We start from the raw sequence: 20,242 nt of genomic DNA, 5'->3' as shown, positions 1-20,242 counted from the left end.
GGGAACGTTCTTTCTATCGCTTCACTGGCCGAGAGCGGCCGAGGCGTAGCTGGGATCGACCAGCGACGATACGGTCTTGACGACATCGACATCCGCCTTGATGACGTCGGCCTTTTGCAAAGCGAGACCCGCTGCTTCGATCGTCTCGCGCTGTGCATCGCCGATCACGGAATAGGTGAGGTTCGTGCGCTCCAGCTGGCGCTCTATCACCGTGTCGGGCAGCTTGGTGGCGGCAACGAGGGCGGCTTTGAGCTTGGTCGGATCTTTCAGAGCTTCAATGCGCGCCTTCTCGTAGGAAGCAAGCACGCGTTTGACGAGATCAGGATGCGCGATAGCAAACTCTTCGCGCACGTTAAGCACGCCCCAGCTGTTGTTTTCCGGCTTGCGATAGAACAGCACATCGCCATCTTCAATCTCGGCGGAGGCCATGATCGGATCGAGGCCGGCCCAAGCGTCGACGTCGCCTCGTTTCAGCGCAAGGCGGCCGTCCGCGTGCTGTAGCAGAACAAGCGAAACGTCCTTTTCAGTCAGACCTGCATCGGCAAGGGCGCGCACCAGGAAAATGTGCGGGTCGGTGCCGCGCGTCACGGCGATGGACTTGCCCTTGAGGTCCTGGACCTTGGCGATGCCGGTATCCTTGCGTGTTACGAGCGCAGTCCATTCCGGACGCGAATACACATAGATGGATTTGATCGGGTTGCCGTTGACGCGGCCGATCAATGCAGCCGCACCCGCCGTCGAGCCAAAGTCGAGGGAGCCGGCATTGAGGAATTCCAGGGCTTTGTTGGAGCCTGCGGACTGGACCCAGGTTATCTTGATCCCATCCTTTTCGAATTCCTTTTCCAGGATGCCTTCATCCTTCAGAATGAGGCTGACCGGGTTGTAGGTCGCCCAGTCCACGCGAATTTCCGAGACATCGGCAGCCTGCGCCGTGCCGACTGCGACCAAACCCGCCAAAACGCTTAAAGCCAATCGAACAAGCGATTTCATACGACCTCCAAAATGTAGGAAGTGAAATCTACAGATTTAATAGCTTTTGGCGCGCTTTCGGGTTCCAAACTTTGGTGCGGAAGAGCAATTTTGAACTGCCGTCGCGGCCCGCGCTAGATTGTTGTGTCAAAGTGCGGGGCAGCGCCGATCCCGCCGCGTATTGGTCGATCCAGTCGCGTGACATTGTTGTCTGTTCGCTTTGCGGTCATTCCGCCTGAAGACGCGATGGTATGTTCAGTCGACGAATTCGACCGTCACTCCCGGCTTGACCATCTTGGCAAGTTCGGTGGCATCCCAGTTAGTCAGGCGGATGCAGCCGTGGCTCTGGGTGCGGCCGATCTTCGAGGGTTCGGGCGTGCCGTGAATGCCGTAGGTCGGCCTGGAAAGCGCCATCCAGACGGTGCCGACGGGACCGTTCGGGCCGGGCGGGATGTTGAGGATCTTGTCGTTGGCACCCTGCTGGAAATTGATCTTCGGATTGTAGGTATAGCCGGGATTGAAGGCGACACGCTCGACGTTCACCAAGCCTGACGGAGAGGGCGTGTCGGTGGAGCCGATCGATGCCGGGTAGGCGGCGAGGAGATTGCCGGCGCCGTCATAGGCGAAGACCTGCTTGCGGCCCTTGTCGGCGATGATACGGGCAACCTCGCCGCTTTTCGGCTCACCCGGATTGACGACCTTGATGACGGTGCCGGGAACGCTGAAATCGGCGCCGGGGTTCATCTCCTTGAGAAAGGCCTCATCCATGTGGAAGCGTTCGGCCAGCATTTCGGTAGTCGAGGTATAGGCGAGCGACGGCAGCAGCGCCTTGTGCGAATAATCCTCCGGGATCTCCGCGACGAAGGGACCGGCGGCATCGGCCGGCGTGATCGTGTAACTGACGACGGGCAGGCCGCCGTTCATGCGCAGCTCTTCCAGAATGGCATCGGTGTCGTTGGGATCGAGCTTCGATCCGGTCATCTGGTCATAGGCATAGATCCCCTTGGTGACGTTCGAGCCCATATGGCCGTCGATGACACCCGGAGAGATGCCGGCACGATCGAGGAAGACCTGCAGCGCGACGATTTCGGGCTTCGACTTGTTCTTCAGCGTGATGACGGGCTCATCAGGCGCGGTCTTGGGCGCGTCGGCGGGCGGGATCTGCTGATCGGGGTCGATCGAGGCATAATCGTCGCCGGGCTGCGGATTACCGATACTGTTGTCATCGGGATAGGGCTGCTCGCCAAGCGGCCGGCGTTCGATCGCCGCATCGCGCGGAATGCCGCCGGTGACGGCGCCCCGCTCGGAATAACGCGTATCGCCATCGGGATTGTTGTCGGAATAATAGGGGTCGTCGCCGTACTGGTCGTTATAGACCTCGCGCGGGCCGGGCCGCGGCGGATAGTAGCCCCGGGCGCGCATCTCGGTAGCGACGACGTTGCCATAGGCATCGATCAACACGCGATTGCCGCTACGATCCCGGGCGTAGGCATAGCCAGTTGGAACGTAGTCGAGGATTTCGCCGTTTGGCGTCACGAGCACGATATCGCTCTGGCGGCGGTCGCGGAACTGCTGCGCGCCTGCCTCCGGCGCTATAGCCGCAAGGGCAGCCAAGCTGGCTGCGAGGCAAAATGCCGATTTTAAAAAGCGATTCACGTCTCACACCTCGAACAGTGACTGGGCAGACACACACATGCGAATTTTGACGCTAGTGTGGAATTTATGAAACCGTGCTGAACAAAATATGAAAATCACTAAGATTTCCTTTTACTCATAAACGTTTGCGTCCTTGTGGCAGTTCCGCGAATTCCACGGTTGCTGCAAAACCACAAGATAGGAACGGCACCGATTGACGAATGGCGGCGCGAAACCTAACGCTAGCGCATTGTGCTTTCCGAAAATCGGAATCAATTTTCGAAAAGCACAATGCGTCGATTCAAAGTGTTAGAGCGTCCTTTGTGCGTCCGAAAGGACGCACGGCGCTCTAAGGGGCCGACAATTCCCCGAGGAGACCGTGATGATCGAATTTGCCGCCGCAAGCGGCCCGCGCCTGATGCTGGACGAAACATCGGTGCTGGATATCGGCGGATGCATTGTCGACGGCGTCGACATCGCGCCGAAACGTGCCATTCCCGACGACGGTGATGCGCGAATCGACCACTCGCTCGAAGGCTTTCTCTTCACCTGCGGGCCGGATCATATCCGCCACCGCCAGCCGATTCCCGGCCGGGACGACGGCAAGGTTTATCCGCTGCACGGATCAGCCTCCGGCCATACGGCAAAGGTGCTGTGGACGAAGTTCGAGAACGGCAATGCCGAATGCCGCGCCGATATCGACATCACCACCGTCGAAGGACTGCCGCAGCGCATCGAGCGGCTGTGGCGGATCGATGGGGCGACCGGCGAGGTGCGGCTCGAGGACCGAGTCGTCAATACGAGCGATCGGACAGTGCCGACCTTCCTGATGTACCACATAAACACTGGCGGCAAATGGCTGGACGAGGGCACGCGGCTCGAGGGCCAGATGCTGGAGAATGGTGGTTTCCCCTGGGCGTTCGGCGAGGAGCCGGGCGGCATCTTCTGCGTCACGGCGCCGGCGACGGAGGAGGGCTTCGCAGAGGTCCGCCTCGGACCGATCGCCGCAATCGGCGGCAGGACGCTGCGTGTGCGCTTCCGCGCCGACACGCTGCCCCATCTGCAGGTCTGGCGGAACCAGAAGGCGCCCGCCCATATCATCGGTATCGAGCCGGTTTCGCATCGCTGGATATCGCGCGACGAGCTTCAGGCCGCTGGTGAGTTCAACATGTTGGCGCCCGGCGAGAGCCGAAGCTATGCGCTGACCTTTACCTTCCTGTGAACGAAGTGTTGTTGACGCTGGCAGACCTCCGTCGTAGACCTTCAGCCCACGATTTTTGAGGAGACAAGACGATGGATATTCGCCAGATCGACGATGAATATTCGGTTTCGGGCCAGATCACGCTGGAGGAGCTCGACGAGATCAAGGCACTGGGGTTCAAATCGATCGTCTGCCACCGCCCCGATCACGAAAGTCCCGACCAGACGTCGTTCTCCGTCATCGAGGCGCGCGCCAAGGAGCTCGGCCTCGAGATCGCCCATGTGCCGGTTGGACCGATGGGCGTGACCGAGGAAGCCGTGCAGGGCATGGTCGACGCGCTCGATGAATTCCCGCGGCCGATGCTCGGCTATTGCCGCTCCGGCGCGCGCTCGACGGCGATTTACCAGAAGACCCACCATATCCGTAATTGAGCCCGTTCCGGGGGGCCGATTTTCCGGCGTTGAACCTCAGCGCCGCCACCTCCATTCACTCAGGAGACTATAATGAGCATTAAGCGTATCGACGTCGGCTCGCGCATGAGCGGCGCCGTCATTCACGGCAACACGGTCTATCTCGCAGGTCAGGTCGGCGAGGGCGAAAGCGTCACCGATCAGTGCAAGTCCTCGCTTGCCGAAGTCGACCGCCTGCTGGCTGCATCAGGCAGCAGCAAGTCGAAGATCCTGCAGACGATCATCTACCTGTCCGATATCGCCGATTTCGCCGAGATGAACGCCGTCTGGGAAGGCTGGATCGATCCGGCCAATCCGCCGGCCCGCGCCACCAGCGAAGCCAAGCTCGCTGCGCCGAAATACAAGGTCGAGTTCATCATCACGGCTGCGATCTGATTTGAGGACACGGATGCCGACGAGACGCCTGCTGACACTTTGTTTTGCCGGTTGCCTCGCGGCCTCCGTGGCTTCTACGGAAGAACTTCCGTCAATCCCTAGAGGTGAGGGGCTTGGCGTGGCCTCCGTGAGCATGGTCATCGCATTGACTTGCGACATGCACTACAAGCGTCCACAGCTCGTCAGCGACGCGAAAGCTCTTTTCCTGAAGTTTGCTCGAAAAGAACTCAAAGACCCGGAAACCGCAACAGAACGGGCTTTTGGTACTGCTCGCCGTGGTGTCACGCGGCAGTCGACGAGACAATATACCAACGAGAGCTGCGATCAGCTGGGCAGAATGCTGAAGCGCGAGCTCGCTCGCTAAGATTCTGCCGTCCCAAGCGCCGCTTTTCAATCAGGATTTCTCGCGAATCTGCGTCAGGGTCCGCGTCGGCGTGATCGCCTCGGGATCGAGCTTGATTTCGATGATCGCGGGTTTTCCGCTGGCACGTGCCCGCTCGAAGGCGGGGGCGAATTCCGCTGTCGTTTCCACCGTCTCGCCGTGGCCGCCATAGGCGCGGGCAAGGGCTGCGAAGTCGGGATTGGTCAGATCGGTGCTGCTGACGCGGCCTGGATACTCGCGCTCCTGATGCATGCGGATCGTGCCGTAGATGCCGTTGTTGACGACGACTGCGATGATCGGCAGGCCGTAGCGGATGGCGGTGGCGAATTCCTGGCCGTGCATCAGGAAGCAGCCGTCGCCGGCAAAGCAGATGACTTCGCGCTCGGGAAACAGCCGCTTGGCGGCCACCGCCGCCGGCAGGCCGTAACCCATCGAGCCGGAGGTGGGGGCGGCTTGGGTGTTGAAACGGCGAAAACGATGGAAGCGGTGCACCCAGGTGGCGTAGTTGCCCGCACCATTGGTGAAGATCGTCTGCGGTCCGGTATTGGCCTCCAGCCATTCCATGATCGGCCCCATATGGACGGCGCCCGGACCTGTCGATGGCGGCGTCGACCAGGCGAGATAGGCCTGGTGCAGGCGTGCGGTGCGCTCGGTCCAGTGCGGTTCGGCCGGCGCTTCCAGGTCGGCGAGCGCGGCGACGAAATCGGCCGGTGCCGCGCAGATGGCAAGATCCGGGCGATAGACGCGGCCCAGCTCGGAAGGGTCGGGATAGATGTGTACCAGCGATTGCTGGGGGTAGGGGATATCGATCAGTGTGTAGGACGAGGACGGCATTTCCGACATGCGGCTACCGAGGAGGATCAGCAGGTCGCTCTCCTTGATCTCTTTTGCCAATGCCGGATTAATGCCGATGCCGACATCACCGGCATAGCAGGGATGGAGATGATCGAACAACATCTGCCGACGGAAGGAGCAGCCGACGGGCAGTTGGAAACGCTCGGCGAAGCTCTGAAAATCGGCGACGGCATCGGCATCCCAGCGTGTGCCGCCCAGGATTACCATCGGCCGCTCGGCCTTCAGCAAGCGGAGATAGAAATCGTCGATCTGGCGGCGGCCGGGATGGGCCTCGACGTTGGCATAATGCCTGGCGCGGGGTGCCTCGACCTCATCGCGCAGCATGTCCTCCGGCAGCGTCAGCACGACAGGGCCGGGCCGGCCGGAGGTTGCGACCGCAAAGGCGCGGGTGACGAATTCGGGAATACGAGCGGCATCGTCGATCTCACCCACCCATTTGGCGAATTCGGTGAAGGCGCGGCGGAATTCGATCTCCTGGAAGGCCTCGCGCTCGCGTGCTTCCCGCTGCACCTGGCCGATGAACAAGATCATCGGGATCGAGTCCTGCCTTGATATATGCAGGCCGGCGGAGGCGTTGGTGGCGCCGGGGCCGCGGGTCACCATGCAAATGCCGGGTTCGCCGGTCAGCCTGCCCCAACAATCCGCCATCATCGCCGCTCCGCCCTCCTGGCGGCAGACGAGGACGTCGATATCGCTGTCGCGCAACGCATCGAGCACGGCGAGGAAACTCTCGCCGGGCACGCAGGAGAGACGCTTGACGCCATTCGCCTTCAGCGCCTCGACGATCAGTTCTCCGCCCGTCTTCTTCATGACAATGCCTTCTTCATGACGATGCCTTCCTCTCGAGTTCGGCGAGTTCCGCCAGAATTTCGGCCTGATGTTCGCCAAGACGCGGGCTCGGCCTGATGTAACGCAGCGGCGTCTCCGACAGCACCACAGGCGTCCTGACACCGGGGATCACGGTGCCGGCGGCATCCGCAAGGTCGATGCGCAGGCCGCGGGCCTGCACCTGCGGATGGGCGAACATTTCCTCGATCGTATTGATGGCGCCTGATGGAACCGCGTTCTCCTCGCAGGCCTTCAGCAGATCCGCCTTCTGCCATTTCAACGTCTCGGTGGAGACGAGGCGTCGCACTTCGCCGCGATTGCCGACGCGGGCCTTGTTGGTGGCGAAACGCTCGTCGCCGGCGATGGCCTCCAGGCCGAGGATGGTGCAGAGGCGGCGGAACTGGCCGTCGTTTCCAACTGCGAGAATGAGGTAACCGTCGGCCGTCGGCACGACCTCATAGGGCGAGATATTGGGATGGGCGTTGCCGAGGCGGGTCGGTGCCTCGCCGGAAACCAGATAATTCATGTTCTGATTGGCGAGCACGGCCGATTGCACATCGAGCAGGGCCATGTCGACCAACTGGCCTTCGCCTGATTTGAGGGCGTGAATCAGGGCGGCTTCGATCGCCGAGACGGCATAGATGCCGGTGAAGATATCGGCGATCGCGACGCCTGCCTTCATCGGCTGGCCGCCTGGTTCACCGGTGATCGACATGAAGCCGGACATGCCCTGGACGATGTAATCGTAGCCGGGGAGGCTGGCATAAGGGCCGTTCTGGCCGAAGCCCGTGATCGAGCAATAGACGAGCTTCGGGTTCACCTTGCGTAGGCTGTCATAATCGAGCCCGTATTTGACGAGGCCGCCGAGCTTGAAATTCTCGATGACCACGTCGGCGGTGGAGATGAGGCGGCGGACGAAATCCTGGCCTTCGGCGCTCTTCAGATCGGCAGTGACGGAGCGCTTGCCGCGATTGGCGGCGTGGTAATAGGCGGCCGAGAGGTTCTCGCCGTCGGCGCCCTCGACGAAGGGTGGTCCCCATTGGCGCGTATCGTCGCCGCCGTCGGGATTTTCGACCTTGATGACGTCGGCGCCGAGATCGGCGAGCATCTGTCCCGCCCAGGGGCCGGCGAGCACGCGGGCAAGCTCGATCACCCGGATGCCGGCAAGCGGTGGTTTTTTCGTCACGGTCTCTGTCATGTTCCTCCCGGCAATTTCTATGGCGCCAGCGTCACCTCAGATGTATCGGATACAGGCTTTGAAGCAAAGCGGCGCTCGCGCCAGAGGATGTAGAAGCCTGATGCCACGATGATGGCAATGCCGAGCCATTTGACCGCATCCGGAAAGTCGCCGAAGACCAGCCAGGCGAAGATTGTCGCCGAGACGATCTCGAAATATTGCAGCGGCGCCAGCGTCGAGGCCGGTGCTGCGCGATAGGCGTAGACGCCGAGGATGCCGGTGATTGCGGCCATGGCGCCGACGCCGGCGACATAGAACCAGGCGCGGCCTTCCGGCATGACCGGATCGAAGAGGTCGGAGCCGGTTCCCTGACCGAGGAAAAGCAGGAGGACACAGAAGAGCAGGCCCCAGATGCTCATCTGGAACTGCATCGACCAGGGGTCTTCCCTGCGCGAGAGGGCGCGGGTCATCAGCACGAAGATGGCGATGCAGAGCGCGCTGACGACAGGCAGAAGCGCGATGTAGCCGACCTCTTCGAAACTCGGCTGGATGATCAGCATCGCCCCGAAGAAGCCGACGCCGCAGGCGGTATACCGCCGCCAGCCAATCGTCTCCTTCAGGAAGATGCCACCGAGGATCGTCACCATGATTGGCTCGACGAAGAAGATCGCGATCGCGTCTGCGACCGCCATATATTTCAGCGTCGTGACGAAGGAGATCATCGAGACGGTGATGATCGCGCCGCGGATGGCATGGAACAGGCTCTGTCGCCAGGAAAAATCGGCGAAGCTGCGCCGCCATATCACGAGTGGCAGCATGCAGAGCGCCTGGACGATGAAACGGCCGGCGGTGATCTCCCCGGATGGCACGGTCGTGATCGCAAGCTTGGCAAAAATATCGATGAGCGGCGAGACCATCACCGAGAGTACCATCAGCACAAGCCCCATCGTCACGTCGGAGGCGGACGAAACGGGGCGGGCGGAGGAGCTGCTCATGATGAAATCCCTGTACTCAGGATATTGGTCGCTCAGGATCTTGCGACGGCCCTGTCGCACCACTCGCCAAAGGCTGCGATCGCCGCATCCGCGCCGATCTCATTCAGTGTTTCGTGCCGCATGTCCTGATATATCTCACTGCTGATACGGGAGAAGCCTTGGTCTTTCAAATGCTTTGACAGCCAGAGCACCGCTTTTCCACGCTCCGTCGCCGGGTCCACTCCACCGCCGACCAGATGGATCGGCATATCCCGCGGCAGCCGGTCTAGATGGATTTTCTGCGGCGCGCGGAAGGTCAACTCGAAGAGATCGAGCCAGAGAGAGACTGAGGCGTCGAAGCCGCAGAGTGGATCGGCGACATACTTGTCAACTTCATCAGGACGACGCGACAGCCAATCGAACTCGGTGCGGCGGCCGGCAATGGATTTGCCCCAGGTGCCGAAGGTGAGCTTCGGCAGCAGGCCGCTCGGCACGTCAGAGCCCTTCAGCATGCGCTCGGCAAGCAGGATCGCCTGGGCGGCGCGGCCGGCAAGGCCAACGGCGAAATTCGAATTCCAGACGGCGACAGCATCGAAGTCGGCCGGAGCCGTGACGGCTGCATTGAGGGCGATGAGGCCGCCCATCGAATGGCCGAAGAGGATCACCGGCAGGCCGGGATGGCAGGAGGCCGCATGGCCGCGCATGGCGATGACGTCGCCAATCACCCTTTCGACCCCACCACGCCGGGCAAAGCGGCCGATCGGCGCATCGGCTGCCGTCGTCTCGCCGTGGCCGCGATGATCGTGGGCATAGACATGATAGCCGCGCACCGCCATCGCCTCGGCAAAGGAGCGGTATCGTTTCGAATGTTCGGCCAGGCCATGCGATATCAACAGGATGCCGCGTGCCGCAGCTTCGGCCTTAGCATGGTGATAGGCCAGCGACGCCCCAGGCACGACGAGCCTTTGCGTTTCAGAAAACATGTGGATCCTCCCGGCGGCAACAGACCAGATCGCCGGGTAATTGCAACATCGGCGTTTGGTTATCCGATAACAAATTGCAGCCTTGTTGCGATTCAGGGTTGCGATCGTTTGAATTTGATGCTTATTTGTTCCTGTATTGTTCTTTTTGGGGGTTGAAATGAGCAGCATGCAGTTGCGTACTTTGTCGTTCGCTGTGTCGATGGTTATTGCCGGCGCCGCCGTGGCGCAGGAGGCCGGCGGGCGCACCCGCTTCATTCTGGCGGCGAGCTGGCAGCCGGCTTTTTGCCAGACAAACCAGAAGAAGGCCGAATGCGCCAGCCAGACCGGCGAGCGCCCTGACGCGACGAACTTCTCGTTGCACGGGCTCTGGCCGATGCGGCAGGATTATTGTGGTGTGAGCGCCGATCAGAAGACCGCCGACAAGGACGGCGACTGGAACAAGCTGCCGGAGGTCACGCTTGCAGCGGAGACGAAGACGGCGCTTGCCAAGGCGATGCCCGGCACGCAATCCGGCCTGGAACGGCATGAATGGGTGAAGCACGGCACCTGCACGAAGATGAGTGCCGACGACTATTTCGGCGTCGGTGTGCATCTCGTGGGCGCACTCAACGCGTCGGCTGTGCGTGATCTCTTCGCTGCCAATATCGGCAAGCCGGTCAAGGCCGAAGCGATCAAGGCGGCTTTCGACAAGAGCTTTGGACCGGGTGCCGGCGATCGTGTCAAGATGAGCTGCCGGCGGGCCGGCAATGTCAGGATGATCAGCGAGCTGACGATCGGGCTTTCGGAAGCTGCCGGAGCGGCATCGGCGAAAAGTGCCGGGCTTGCCGATCTGATCCAGGGTGCTGGAAAAACGTCGTTCGGCTGCGACGAGGGCGTCGTCGACGCTGCGGGCTTTTGACCGGAAATCCTGAGTAAACCGGGTTTCGGCGTTGCCCGGAGGCGCTGTTTCGCCTACATAGCGGCACAATCAAAGTTTCCCGCCCGGAGCAGCGCAGCATGGCACGTCAGTTCATCTATCATATGTCCGGCCTCAACAAGGCCTATGGCAACAAGAAGATCCTGGAGAATATCCACCTTTCGTTCTACCCGGATGCCAAGATCGGTATCCTCGGTCCGAACGGCGCGGGTAAATCCACCGTACTGCGCATCATCGCGGGCCAGGACAAGGAGTATACCGGCGAAGCCTGGCTCGCCGAAGGTGCGACGGTCGGCTATCTGGAGCAGGAGCCGCATCTCGATCCCAACAAGACGGTGTTCGAGAACGTCATGGAAGGCGTTGCCTCGAAGACCGCTGTCCTCGATCGTTACAACGAATTGATGATGAACTATTCCGATGAGACGGCGGAAGAGGGCGCCAAGCTTCAGGACGTCATCGACAGCCAGAACCTCTGGGATCTGGAAAGCCAGGTCGAGATGGCGATGGAAGCGCTGCGTTGCCCGCCGCGCGACGCCGAAGTCACCAGCCTTTCCGGTGGTGAGCGTCGCCGTGTCGCGCTCTGCCGTCTGCTGCTTTCGCAGCCGGATCTGCTGCTGCTTGACGAACCGACCAACCACCTGGACGCCGAAACCATCGCCTGGCTCGAAAAGCATCTACGCGACTATCCGGGCGCCGTGATGATGATCACCCACGATCGCTACTTCCTGGACAATGTCACCGGATGGATCCTCGAACTCGACCGCGGTCGTGGCATTCCTTACGAAGGCAACTACTCGGCCTACCTGCAGGCGAAAGCCAAGCGCATGCTGCAGGAAAGCCGCGAAGACGCGTCGCGCCAGAAGGCGATCAGCCGCGAACAGGAATGGATCGCTTCCAGCCCGAAGGCCCGTCAGGCCAAGTCCAAGGCCCGTATCAAGTCCTACGAGCAACTGGTGGATGCCGCCGAGAAGCAGCGTCCCGGCGACGCGCAGATCATCATCCCGGTCAGCGAGCGCCTCGGCCAGGTGGTCATCGAGATGGAAGGCATCATCAAGGGCTTCGAGGGCCGCACGCTGATCAACGACCTGTCGATCAAGCTGCCGCCGGGCGGCATTGTCGGCATCATCGGCCCGAACGGCGCCGGCAAGACAACACTGTTCAAGATGATCACCGGCCAGGAAAAGCCGGATGGCGGTTCGATCCGTATCGGCGAGACCGTGCATCTCGGTTATGTCGACCAGAGCCGTGACGCGCTTGCGGCTGACAAGACGGTCTGGGAGGAAATCTCCGGCGGCGCCGAAATCATCAAGCTCGGCAAATTCGACATGAACTCCCGTGCCTATTGCGGCGCCTTCAACTTCAAGGGCGGCGACCAGCAGCAGAAGGTCGGCAATCTCTCCGGCGGTCAGCGCAACCGCGTTCACCTTGCCAAGATGCTGAAGGCCGGCGGCAACGTTCTGCTGCTCGACGAACCGACCAACGACCTCGATACGGAAACGCTGGGTGCGCTGGAAAACGCGCTTGAGAATTTCGCCGGCTGCGCCATCATCATCAGCCACGATCGCATGTTCCTTGACCGTCTGGCGACGCATATCCTCGCTTTCGAAGGCGACGGCCATGTCGAATGGTTCGAAGGTAACTTCGAGGATTATGAACAGGACAAGGTGCGCCGCCTTGGCCCCGACGCCCTTAACCCGGGCAGCCAGGCCCACAAGCGCCTGACGCGCTGATTTATTCCAACTGTTTTCGCTTGCGAGAGCCCCGGTTCGGCCGGGGCTTTTTCATATCTGGCTCTGTCGCAATCTGAGCAGGCAATTTCGTGGAGAGAGCGAATTCTCGCTTGCCACTGCTTTTCAAATCACATAAAGATATCTTTATATCTTGATTGGATCGAAGATGAGCGAACCCTTGAAGCTTGGACTGGATGCGCTGGTGGACGTCTTGAAGGCGGCCGGCGAGCCCACGCGCCTGCGTCTTCTGGCGCTTCTTGACGGCGGCGACCTTACGGTGACCGATCTTACCGAAATTCTCGGCCAATCCCAGCCCCGCATCTCCCGTCACCTGAAGCTGCTCGGCGAGGCCGAACTGATCGAACGCTACCAGGAGGGCGCCTGGGCCTATTTCCGCCTCAAGCAGGACGGCAAGGCCGCCATGCTGGTGCGGGCGCTGCTGAAGCATGTTTCCGAGAACGATCCGACCATCCTTCGCGACGGCGAGCGGCTCTCGCAGGTCAAGCGTCAGCGCGCCGAGCGGGCGCAGGCCTATTTCAGCCGCAACGCGGCCGAGTGGGACGAGCTTCGCCGCCTGCATGCGGCCGACGAAGAGGTCGACGCCGCTGTCATCCGGCTGCTCGGCAGCCAGCCGATCGACTCGCTGCTCGATCTCGGCACCGGCACCGGCCGCATCCTCGAACTCTTGTCCGGGCTCTACCGCCGCGCGACCGGCGTCGATGCCAGCCGCGACATGCTGAGCGTGGCGCGTGCGAATCTCGACAAGTCCCGCATCACCAAGGCCACCGTGCGCCATGCCGATATCCTCAACCTGCCGTTCGAGGGACAGGATTTCGATCTGGTGACGATCCATCAGGTGCTGCATTTCTTCGATCAGCCGGAAATTGCGATCGCGGAAGCGGCGCGCATGCTCCGGCCGGGCGGCCGGCTCGTGGTCATCGACCTTGCGCCGCACACGCTCGAATATCTCCGCGACGAGCATGCGCATGTCCGTCTCGGCTTTTCGCACCAGGCAATGTCCGACTGGCTGCGCAAGACCGGGCTCGACGTCGAGCAGGTCGTCGATCTTCATCCGGGTCAGCAAAGTGAGCAGGGGTTGACGGTTACCGTCTGGCTCGCGCGCGATCCGAGGCGCCTCATGGCTTCGCAGGCGAGCGAAGGTGCCGAACCTACATTTGCCGGGAGGGTATGACATGGTTTTGAAAAACGAAGCGCGCGGCCGCAACATCAGGGTCTCCTTCGAATTCTTCCCGCCTAAATCGGAGGAGATGGAAGGGCAGCTCTGGCATACCGTCAGCCAGCTGCAGGACTGGGACCCGGATTTCGTCTCGGTGACCTATGGCGCCGGCGGCACCACCAAAGCGCCGACGCTGACCACCGTCACGCGGTTCCTGTCGCAGACGCCGCTTGCCACCGCCTCGCATCTCACCTGTGTCGGTGCGACCAAGGAAGAGACGCATCAGGTGGTCGACACGTTCCGCAAAGCCGGCGTGACGCATTTCGTGGCGCTGCGCGGCGATGCGCCCGGCGGCGCCGGCGCGCCCTACCAGCCGCATCCCGGCGGTTACGCCAATGCGGCGGAGCTGGTGGCCGGCCTCAAGGAAATCGGCGATTTCGAGATTTCGGTCTCCGCCTATCCGGAAAAGCACCCGGAAAGCCGCGATACGGCGGCCGATATCGACATGCTGAAGCGCAAGGCCGACAATGGCGCCGACCGGGCGCTGACGCAATTCTTCTTCGACAACGACAATTTCGAGCGTTACTTGGAGCGGGTGCGCGGCGCCGGCATCTCGATCCCTGTCGTGCCCGGCATCATGCCGATCCAGAACCTGACGCAGCTGAAGCGCTTCGCCGGGGCCTGTGGGACCATCATCCCTACCTTTCTCGACGAGCGCTTTGCGGGCTTCGACGACAAGCCTGAGGAGCGGGCGAAGGTCGCGGCCGAAGTCGCTGCCGAACAGATCGAGGATCTCGTCCGGCGCGGCATCCATGATTTCCATCTCTATACGATGAACCGTGCGCCGCTGGTTTCCGCCGTGCTCGACAATCTCGGCATATCCCGCCGGGAAACAAAAAGTGCGGGCGCAGCCGCCTGATCCTTTCGGGACGTTCAAAAGTGAAAAGCGCATGTCGGGCGGGACATGCGCTTTTTCGTTGGCGGATTGATCAGCTATTCAGGAGTTTAGGCACTATCAGTCATTACACTTTCGTCGGCCAGCTCAGATGAAGAGCATGGACAAGACGAAAGCAAACGCTGCACTGACCAACAGAACATTCAAGGATTGCGTGAGTCCCATGTCTGTCTCCTCGCGTTAACCGGCCGATAATATGTCTGAAATATGTCGGTTGGGAAGCAGATCTTATGCTGCGCTGCAGAACGGTTCGGTGGATAAGTCGAATAGCGCTCTTGCAAGCCTTTGAAATAAGTCAATAATTCGCGACAAATTTTTGTTCACACAATTTAACATGCCGTTAAATCGGGCGATTGAGCATTTATCTATGCGCCTAAAACATGGCGGGCTCACAACCGGTTGAAAACATATGGAATTCGCAACCGGTTTCAGGCGGCCCTTGCCAGCATGCGATAGGCGCGGCCGTCGAGAATGACCAGGCCGAAACCGATCAGCGCCATGCCGGCGAATTCACCCAGTGCAAGCCTTTCGCCGAGGAAGAGCACGCCGAGAAGGATGGTGTTCGGCGGCACCAGCAGGGTGACGAGCGAGGCGTTGGTGGCGCCGGCCGACGTCATGATCCTGAAATAGAGGATGTAGCCGAAGGCGGTCGACAGCAGTGCCAGCGCCAGGATGGCGAGGAAGGCATCGAGCGGCGGTGCAGTAAGCGTCCAGGGACGATCGGCCAGTAGCGACAGCGGCAGCGCAATCAGCGAGGAGGCGGTCAACTGGCCGGCTGCGGTGACAGGGGCAGGAACATTCTTGAAGCGTTTGCCGTAAGTGGCGGCAAAGCCATAGGAGATCGCGGCAAGTACGGGAAGAAGCAGCGCCCAGAGGGGGGCTTCGCCACCGGCCGACATGCCGGGGCCGATCAGCACGATCGTTCCGACCAGGCCGACAAGACAGCCGGCGATCTTTGCCGGCGACAGCTTCTCGTCTGAGGTGAAGTAGTTGGCGATGAGCACGGTCCAGATCGGTGTCGTCGCATTCAGGATCGCCGCAAGCCCGGCGCCGATGCGGGTTTGGCCGAAGAAGATCAGCGCATGCGGCAGGGCATTGTTGATGAGCCCGAGGATCAGGAATTCGCGCCAACGGGCCTTGAGGATCGCATAGAAGTCGAAACGGCCGGCGATATAGACATGCAGCGCCAGCGCTGCGAGCAGCAGCCTGAAGAAGACGAGGGTCAGCGGCGGCACATGCTCGACGGCGATGCGGGCAAAGAAGAAGGAGCCGCCCCAGATCAGGCCGAGCAGGACCAGCAGACCCCAGGTCCAGGCATTCATTCTGCTGTCCATGCCGATTGCTCCACCGCAAGCTGCTCGTTTTGCCGAAAATCGGCACCGGTTTCGGCTTGATGCTTTAGCGCAAGCAGCGGATCGCGCCACCCGTTTCTTGCGAAGCGGGCGGCGGTAAAGTGTCAGCGGAGATCAGAGAGCGTTGAGAAGGGCAGGCGTTGCCCATCCATCGGCCGGCATGCCGAGGCGCTGCTGTTCCTTCTGGATTGCAACACGCGTGCCGGAGCCGAGGATGCCGTCGATCTCGCCGACATCATGGCCGAGCGACTGCAGCTTGGTCTGCAGCGCCTTCATCTGGTCGCTGGCAAGCCCCTGTTCCGGCACGCCCTTGAGATAGGGCTCGGCGCCCGAAAGGCGGGTCCCGAAATAGGCGGCCGAAGTCGTATAGATGAACGACTTGTTCCATTCGAGATAGATCTTGAAATTGGGATAGGCGATGAAGGCCGGTCCCATGCGGCCCTGCGGCAGAACGAGATCGCCTTCGAGGTTACCGAAGGTGGTATTGCCGTCGCGCGGCTTGACGCCGAGCGCGAACCATTCGCCCGCTTTCATCGTGCCGCCGAGACCGGATTTTTCCCAGGGCAGATTATCGGGCAGGGTCACTTCCTGCAGCCAGGGCTGGCCGCGCTCGAAGCCGAGATGCTGGATGAATTTTGCCGCCGTCAGAATGGCGTCGGGGCCGCTCTGCTTCAGGCGGATATGACCGTCACCGTCGCCGTCCATGCCATAGGCAATGATGTCGCGCGGCAACATCTGCACCTGGCCGATCTCGCCGGCCCAGGCGCCGGTATTGGTGGCGGGGTCGAGGTCGCCGTGCTGAACCATCTCGACGAGGGCGATGAGCTGCGGACGGAAGAGTTCCGGGCGGCGGCAGTCGTGTGACAGCGTCACCAGGGCATTGCGGGTGTTGAAATCGCCCTGGACGGCGCCGAAATCGGTTTCCATTGCCCAGAAGGCGGTGATGACGCCCGGGGGGACGCCGAATTCCTGCTCGGCGCGGGCAAAGACGTCGGCATATTGCTTCATCTTCTGGCGGCCGATGTCGAGGCGGGCCTGGCTGACAGTGCGCTGGGAGAATTCGAGGAAGGTCTGCTTGAAGACGCCCTGGGCGCGGTCCCGGCTCAGCACCTTGGGGTCGATCTCGGCGCCGGCAAAGGCCTCGTCGGCGGCTACCGCACTGGCGCCGGCTGCGACCGCATCTTTCTTGACGCCTTCGAGGAAGGTGGACAGATCGCCGCCGCAGGGCGCTGCCGGGGCTGCGTCTGGCGCCTGCTGGGCGGCCGCGCCGCCTGCGAGGGCGAGGGCAAACAGAAGGGCGAGTGCAGAGCGGCTTGCGAGCGAGCGGTGCATGGATGTGGTCCTTATATCAAACAGAATGCCGTCGCTTTCACAGACGAATGTGACGGAAGCAAGAAACATCGCAAGACGTTACTAAGAATTTCTATCCTTGGAAACGGCCGCGACCCAATTGTTCCAGTTCTTTGCGCTGCCGGCAAAGACATTGATATCGGTCGGCCCACTGATGCCGGGAATAACGCCGGTCGAGGTATATTGCCAGAAGGCCCAGCGGCGGTCGGAATAGGTCACTTCGGGGTGTTTTGCCACCGAACGGACCCAGAAATGATAATCCTGGAAGTAGCCGGCGAGATTGTCGCGATGGAAATCGACCGAGGTATAGATGATCGGGCGCTTGCCGTAATAGGCCTCCAGCCGGTCCATGAAACGCTGCATTTCGGCGCGCACCGTTTCAGCGTCGGGGCGGTAGCGACAGGTCTTCGATTCGGCGTTCCATTCGACGTCGAGCACTGGCGGCAGGCGCATGGCCTCCTTCGGCACGTTGCGGATGAACCAGTCTGCCTGCTGATCGGCCGAAGAGCAGAAATAATAGAAATGATAGGGGGCATGCGGGATGCCGGCTGCGCGGGCTTCGCGCCAGTATTCGTCGAAGCGCGGATCGACCCTGTCCTTGCCTTCGGTTGCCTTGATGAAGGCGAAGGCGACACCGGAATTCTTTACCGTGGCCCAATCGATATCGCCCTGCCATTTGGAGATATCGATGCCGTGGACCTGGTTCTGCTGCGGATGCTTCGGACCAAAATCCTGCGGATCGGTATCCTTGAAGCGCGTCTTTGGCTTGATCGATGCCGTTTCGAGATAGTCATAACCGGAAGAAGTGCAGCCAGCCAGCATGATGGCCAGGGGCAAAACGCAAAACAAAAGCCGGCGCATAGGCGTCCCGTCGTAACTCGAATGATCTTTTTGCCCCACAACTTGACCTTCGAAAAAGACGAGTCAGCAGAGGATAACCCTCTTTTCACCATATCAACGTAAAAAATCGGTTAGTTTCAAGCGAATTATAAGCGCTTGCTGATAATGGCAGCCCGCCAGGCATAACCACCGCCGGCGGTATCGAACAACAATATCGCGTTGTTTTCATGGGCTTGCGCTTCCAGAACCTCACGCAGATCGGGGCGCGGGGTGACGTGGAATTTCGCAAGCCAGGACTGCAGCATGCGCCGGAACCAGGCCGGCAAGCCTTCCTGCTGGCCGAAATCGACGATGTGCAGCTGGCCGCCGGGATTGAGTGCGGCGATCGATGCATCGACGGCGCGCTCCCAGTCCGGGATCATCGACAGGGCATAGGAAATCAGGATGCGGTCGAAGCCGCTGACGCCGAATTCGCGCGGCGTGAACGCCGTGGCGTCGGCGACGCGGAATTCCGGGATCGTCGCCTTGGTGGCGAAGGTCTTGCGCGCCGAAATCAGCATTTCCTGGGAAATGTCGAGGCCGAACAGCTTGGCGGTCGGGAAATGCCTGTGGGCGAAGGCCATGTTGCGCCCGGTGCCGCAGCCGACTTCAAGCAGGGTGCCGCCTTCGGGAACGTCGAGATTGCGGATCGTGCTGTCGCGGCCGAGAAGATAATATTTGCGGGTCAGGTCGTAGATGTGCCGCTGGTAGCGGTAGATGCCATCCATGAGGCTGGCATGTTCATCACTCTTTCCTGCCGTCTCAGTGCTGACCTTGTTCACGCCTTCTTCCCGTAAATATGGAAGCCGCCGTAGATTGCCGAGCGATCGAGCGCGGTCAGTTCAAGCGACTTCTCCTCGAAGTAATCCCATTGGTCGCGGATCGCCGGAGCCAGACGGCCTTCGATGATGCTTTTTTCGGCGGCGGTGCGGAAGATCACGCGGGCGCCGTCGCGCGCCGTGCGGGTGATTTCCGTCCAGACGTCGTTCAACTGCTCGTCCGTCATCCAGTCCTGTGCGTCGAGCAGGATGTAGCGGTCGCGCGAGGCGGCCGGCTCGCGAGCCAGAAGCTCGGTGAAGCTTGCGTGGTGGACGTTGACGCGGTCGACATTGGCGCGGATCACCTGATAGTGCTCCGACTTCAAATAGGTCGGCAGCGGGCCTTCCGTTTCGGTGCCGTAGCGGCGGCCGAAGGCCTGCCAGGCAAAATAGTTGTCGCTCATCGGGAAATGACAGGCGAGCTTTTCCAGGCGGTGCTTCAGCACCGGCGCGATCGAATGATCGGCGGCAAGGCTCGCAAGTTCGTCATATTGCTGCGGCGGAATGCCGAGGCCGAAGAGCGAGCTCTTGCGGCCGGTGATCCAGCGCACGACCGGCTTTTCGAAGAGCGGCGCGATCTGCTCGTCGAAGAACTGGCGCTGCTCGCGGATCGAGCGGGTTTTGGTCATCTCGCGCAGTTTGACGCCATGCAGGCGGGCAAGAAGGTGGGCGGCGCCGATGAAGCGGCCGAGCAGGCCCGTCTCGTAAATGTTGCGGTCAAAAACGGTGACGCGGCGGCGGCCGAACTTGCGGCCGTTCCAGTAGCTACGGGTTGCCTCATCGAGACGGGCGGCGAGATGCTGGTCGTAAGCGCGGCTGTTCGACTTCTCGTTCGGCATCGCCAGGAAGCGGACGAGATCGGCATGGCCGGGAAGATGCTTGAAGGCGGCAAGCTTTAGGCGGTTCAGCGCGATGTGGTGCGGGTTGAGATCGACGACGTCGATCGAGGCCGGCGCCTTGGAGAGATAGGCGAGCATGTTGCAGCCGCCAGAGCCGATGGTGACGATGCGATGGTTGGGCTTCAGCTCCATCGCCTGCATGTCGAGATCCGGATCCTCCCAGATCTGCGGATAGACGAGGCCGGAGAAGAGAAGGCCGAAGAGACGCTCGGAAAAGCCATCCTTCGAAAAGGCCTTATGGCGGAGAAGGGCGTCCTTGAGTTTCCGGTTCTTGCGGAAGCCGGCATCCGGTGCAAATTCTGACATGAGTCTGTCAC

The 20,242-nt window shown here is 61.2% G+C and carries 19 protein-coding genes; 8 read left to right on the top strand and 11 right to left on the bottom strand.

Annotated features, from left to right (window positions below):
- Window positions 1-21 precede the first annotated feature (21 nt).
- Window positions 22-990: an aliphatic sulfonate ABC transporter substrate-binding protein gene (locus tag AB8B31_RS14535; RefSeq protein WP_026230694.1), complete on the bottom strand. Its 969-nt coding sequence runs from the start codon at window positions 988-990 to the stop codon at window positions 22-24.
- A gap of 234 nt (window positions 991-1,224) precedes the next feature.
- The gene (locus AB8B31_RS14530) at window positions 1,225-2,625 is read right to left on the bottom strand and encodes a L,D-transpeptidase (protein WP_028732858.1); all 1,401 of its coding nucleotides are present in this window, start codon (window positions 2,623-2,625) and stop codon (window positions 1,225-1,227) included.
- 361 nt (window positions 2,626-2,986) lie between these two features.
- On the opposite strand from AB8B31_RS14530, the gene AB8B31_RS14525 reads away from it, so the two are divergent.
- The 4 genes from AB8B31_RS14525 to AB8B31_RS14510 all read left to right on the top strand — a co-directional run bounded on the left by AB8B31_RS14525 (window position 2,987) and on the right by AB8B31_RS14510 (window position 5,014).
- Entirely contained in the window at window positions 2,987-3,826 is an 840-nt protein-coding gene (locus AB8B31_RS14525; RefSeq protein ID WP_047623420.1) for an aldose 1-epimerase family protein, read from the top strand.
- Window positions 3,827-3,897: 71 nt separating this feature from the next.
- Window positions 3,898-4,236, top strand: coding sequence for a TIGR01244 family sulfur transferase (locus AB8B31_RS14520; RefSeq protein WP_018074112.1), 339 nt, complete (start codon window positions 3,898-3,900; stop codon window positions 4,234-4,236).
- Between the two features lie 72 nt (window positions 4,237-4,308).
- Complete coding sequence (locus AB8B31_RS14515) at window positions 4,309-4,650, top strand: RidA family protein (RefSeq protein ID WP_047623419.1); 342 nt, start codon at window positions 4,309-4,311, stop codon at window positions 4,648-4,650.
- A gap of 127 nt (window positions 4,651-4,777) precedes the next feature.
- Window positions 4,778-5,014, top strand: coding sequence for a hypothetical protein (locus AB8B31_RS14510; RefSeq protein WP_130723523.1), 237 nt, complete (start codon window positions 4,778-4,780; stop codon window positions 5,012-5,014).
- A gap of 30 nt (window positions 5,015-5,044) precedes the next feature.
- On the opposite strand, the gene AB8B31_RS14505 is transcribed toward AB8B31_RS14510, so the two are convergent.
- From AB8B31_RS14505 to AB8B31_RS14490, 4 genes are read right to left on the bottom strand one after another with little or no spacing between them, the layout of a single operon-like run.
- Window positions 5,045-6,697: a thiamine pyrophosphate-binding protein gene (locus AB8B31_RS14505; protein WP_047623417.1), complete on the bottom strand. Its 1,653-nt coding sequence runs from the start codon at window positions 6,695-6,697 to the stop codon at window positions 5,045-5,047.
- Window positions 6,698-6,710: 13 nt separating this feature from the next.
- Window positions 6,711-7,913 (bottom strand): CaiB/BaiF CoA transferase family protein, encoded by a 1,203-nt coding sequence (locus AB8B31_RS14500; protein ID WP_130652782.1) that lies wholly within the window; start codon window positions 7,911-7,913, stop codon window positions 6,711-6,713.
- 17 nt (window positions 7,914-7,930) lie between these two features.
- Window positions 7,931-8,887: a DMT family transporter gene (locus AB8B31_RS14495; protein WP_047623487.1), complete on the bottom strand. Its 957-nt coding sequence runs from the start codon at window positions 8,885-8,887 to the stop codon at window positions 7,931-7,933.
- Window positions 8,888-8,919: 32 nt separating this feature from the next.
- A complete protein-coding gene (locus AB8B31_RS14490) occupies window positions 8,920-9,849 on the bottom strand; it encodes an alpha/beta fold hydrolase (RefSeq protein WP_065276113.1) in 930 nt (309 codons plus the stop codon).
- Between the two features lie 157 nt (window positions 9,850-10,006).
- Here AB8B31_RS14490 and AB8B31_RS14485 point away from each other — a divergent pair, with 157 nt between their 5' ends.
- The 4 genes from AB8B31_RS14485 (at window position 10,007) to metF (ending at window position 14,591) form a co-directional block, all read left to right on the top strand.
- A complete protein-coding gene (locus AB8B31_RS14485; protein ID WP_047623414.1) occupies window positions 10,007-10,747 on the top strand; it encodes a ribonuclease T2 family protein in 741 nt (246 codons plus the stop codon).
- A gap of 98 nt (window positions 10,748-10,845) precedes the next feature.
- The gene (gene ettA / locus AB8B31_RS14480; protein WP_130652781.1) at window positions 10,846-12,495 is read left to right on the top strand and encodes an energy-dependent translational throttle protein EttA; all 1,650 of its coding nucleotides are present in this window, start codon (window positions 10,846-10,848) and stop codon (window positions 12,493-12,495) included.
- Window positions 12,496-12,661: 166 nt separating this feature from the next.
- Entirely contained in the window at window positions 12,662-13,687 is a 1,026-nt protein-coding gene (locus AB8B31_RS14475; RefSeq protein WP_112904174.1) for an ArsR/SmtB family transcription factor, read from the top strand.
- 1 nt (window position 13,688) lies between these two features.
- Complete coding sequence (gene metF / locus AB8B31_RS14470) at window positions 13,689-14,591, top strand: methylenetetrahydrofolate reductase [NAD(P)H] (protein WP_018446564.1); 903 nt, start codon at window positions 13,689-13,691, stop codon at window positions 14,589-14,591.
- A gap of 464 nt (window positions 14,592-15,055) precedes the next feature.
- Here the strand turns inward: metF and AB8B31_RS14465 are convergent, their stop codons facing one another.
- The 5 genes from AB8B31_RS14465 to AB8B31_RS14445 form a co-directional block, all read right to left on the bottom strand.
- Complete coding sequence (locus tag AB8B31_RS14465; RefSeq protein ID WP_130652780.1) at window positions 15,056-15,961, bottom strand: DMT family transporter; 906 nt, start codon at window positions 15,959-15,961, stop codon at window positions 15,056-15,058.
- A gap of 132 nt (window positions 15,962-16,093) precedes the next feature.
- Window positions 16,094-17,311 carry a lytic murein transglycosylase gene (locus tag AB8B31_RS14460; protein WP_130652779.1) on the bottom strand — a complete coding sequence of 406 codons (1,218 nt, stop codon included), beginning with the start codon at window positions 17,309-17,311 and terminating at the stop codon, window positions 16,094-16,096.
- Between the two features lie 81 nt (window positions 17,312-17,392).
- Complete coding sequence (locus AB8B31_RS14455) at window positions 17,393-18,190, bottom strand: glycoside hydrolase family 25 protein (RefSeq protein ID WP_018242881.1); 798 nt, start codon at window positions 18,188-18,190, stop codon at window positions 17,393-17,395.
- 125 nt (window positions 18,191-18,315) lie between these two features.
- Entirely contained in the window at window positions 18,316-18,990 is a 675-nt protein-coding gene (locus AB8B31_RS14450; protein WP_130652778.1) for a class I SAM-dependent methyltransferase, read from the bottom strand.
- Window positions 18,987-20,231 carry a DUF3419 family protein gene (locus AB8B31_RS14445; RefSeq protein ID WP_130652777.1) on the bottom strand — a complete coding sequence of 415 codons (1,245 nt, stop codon included), beginning with the start codon at window positions 20,229-20,231 and terminating at the stop codon, window positions 18,987-18,989. Before AB8B31_RS14445 ends, AB8B31_RS14450 begins: the two co-directional genes overlap by 4 nt.
- Window positions 20,232-20,242 lie beyond the last annotated feature (11 nt).

The organism is Rhizobium sp. 62_C5_N11_2 (assembly GCF_051811185.1).
Taxonomy (GTDB): domain Bacteria; phylum Pseudomonadota; class Alphaproteobacteria; order Rhizobiales; family Rhizobiaceae; genus Rhizobium; species Rhizobium leguminosarum.
Note: the sequence above shows the minus strand (reverse complement) of the source record. Positions and strands in the feature narration are given on the sequence as shown.

What these genes read in the sequence shown, in the direction of transcription:
- ettA (WP_130652781.1), top strand. Translation starts at nt 10,846, where the DNA reads ATGGCACGTCAGTTCATCTATCATATGTCCGGCCTCAACAAGGCCTAT.
- AB8B31_RS14520 (WP_018074112.1), top strand. Translation starts at nt 3,898, where the DNA reads ATGGATATTCGCCAGATCGACGATGAATATTCGGTTTCGGGCCAGATC.
- AB8B31_RS14460 (WP_130652779.1), bottom strand. Translation starts at nt 17,311, where the DNA reads ATGCACCGCTCGCTCGCAAGCCGCTCTGCACTCGCCCTTCTGTTTGCC.
- AB8B31_RS14485 (WP_047623414.1), top strand. Translation starts at nt 10,007, where the DNA reads ATGAGCAGCATGCAGTTGCGTACTTTGTCGTTCGCTGTGTCGATGGTT.
- AB8B31_RS14495 (WP_047623487.1), bottom strand. Translation starts at nt 8,887, where the DNA reads ATGAGCAGCTCCTCCGCCCGCCCCGTTTCGTCCGCCTCCGACGTGACG.
- AB8B31_RS14535 (WP_026230694.1), bottom strand. Translation starts at nt 990, where the DNA reads ATGAAATCGCTTGTTCGATTGGCTTTAAGCGTTTTGGCGGGTTTGGTC.
- AB8B31_RS14475 (WP_112904174.1), top strand. Translation starts at nt 12,662, where the DNA reads ATGAGCGAACCCTTGAAGCTTGGACTGGATGCGCTGGTGGACGTCTTG.
- AB8B31_RS14515 (WP_047623419.1), top strand. Translation starts at nt 4,309, where the DNA reads ATGAGCATTAAGCGTATCGACGTCGGCTCGCGCATGAGCGGCGCCGTC.
- AB8B31_RS14445 (WP_130652777.1), bottom strand. Translation starts at nt 20,231, where the DNA reads ATGTCAGAATTTGCACCGGATGCCGGCTTCCGCAAGAACCGGAAACTC.
- metF (WP_018446564.1), top strand. Translation starts at nt 13,689, where the DNA reads ATGGTTTTGAAAAACGAAGCGCGCGGCCGCAACATCAGGGTCTCCTTC.
- AB8B31_RS14500 (WP_130652782.1), bottom strand. Translation starts at nt 7,913, where the DNA reads ATGACAGAGACCGTGACGAAAAAACCACCGCTTGCCGGCATCCGGGTG.
- AB8B31_RS14455 (WP_018242881.1), bottom strand. Translation starts at nt 18,190, where the DNA reads ATGCGCCGGCTTTTGTTTTGCGTTTTGCCCCTGGCCATCATGCTGGCT.
- AB8B31_RS14525 (WP_047623420.1), top strand. Translation starts at nt 2,987, where the DNA reads ATGATCGAATTTGCCGCCGCAAGCGGCCCGCGCCTGATGCTGGACGAA.
- AB8B31_RS14465 (WP_130652780.1), bottom strand. Translation starts at nt 15,961, where the DNA reads ATGGACAGCAGAATGAATGCCTGGACCTGGGGTCTGCTGGTCCTGCTC.
- AB8B31_RS14490 (WP_065276113.1), bottom strand. Translation starts at nt 9,849, where the DNA reads ATGTTTTCTGAAACGCAAAGGCTCGTCGTGCCTGGGGCGTCGCTGGCC.
- AB8B31_RS14505 (WP_047623417.1), bottom strand. Translation starts at nt 6,697, where the DNA reads ATGAAGAAGACGGGCGGAGAACTGATCGTCGAGGCGCTGAAGGCGAAT.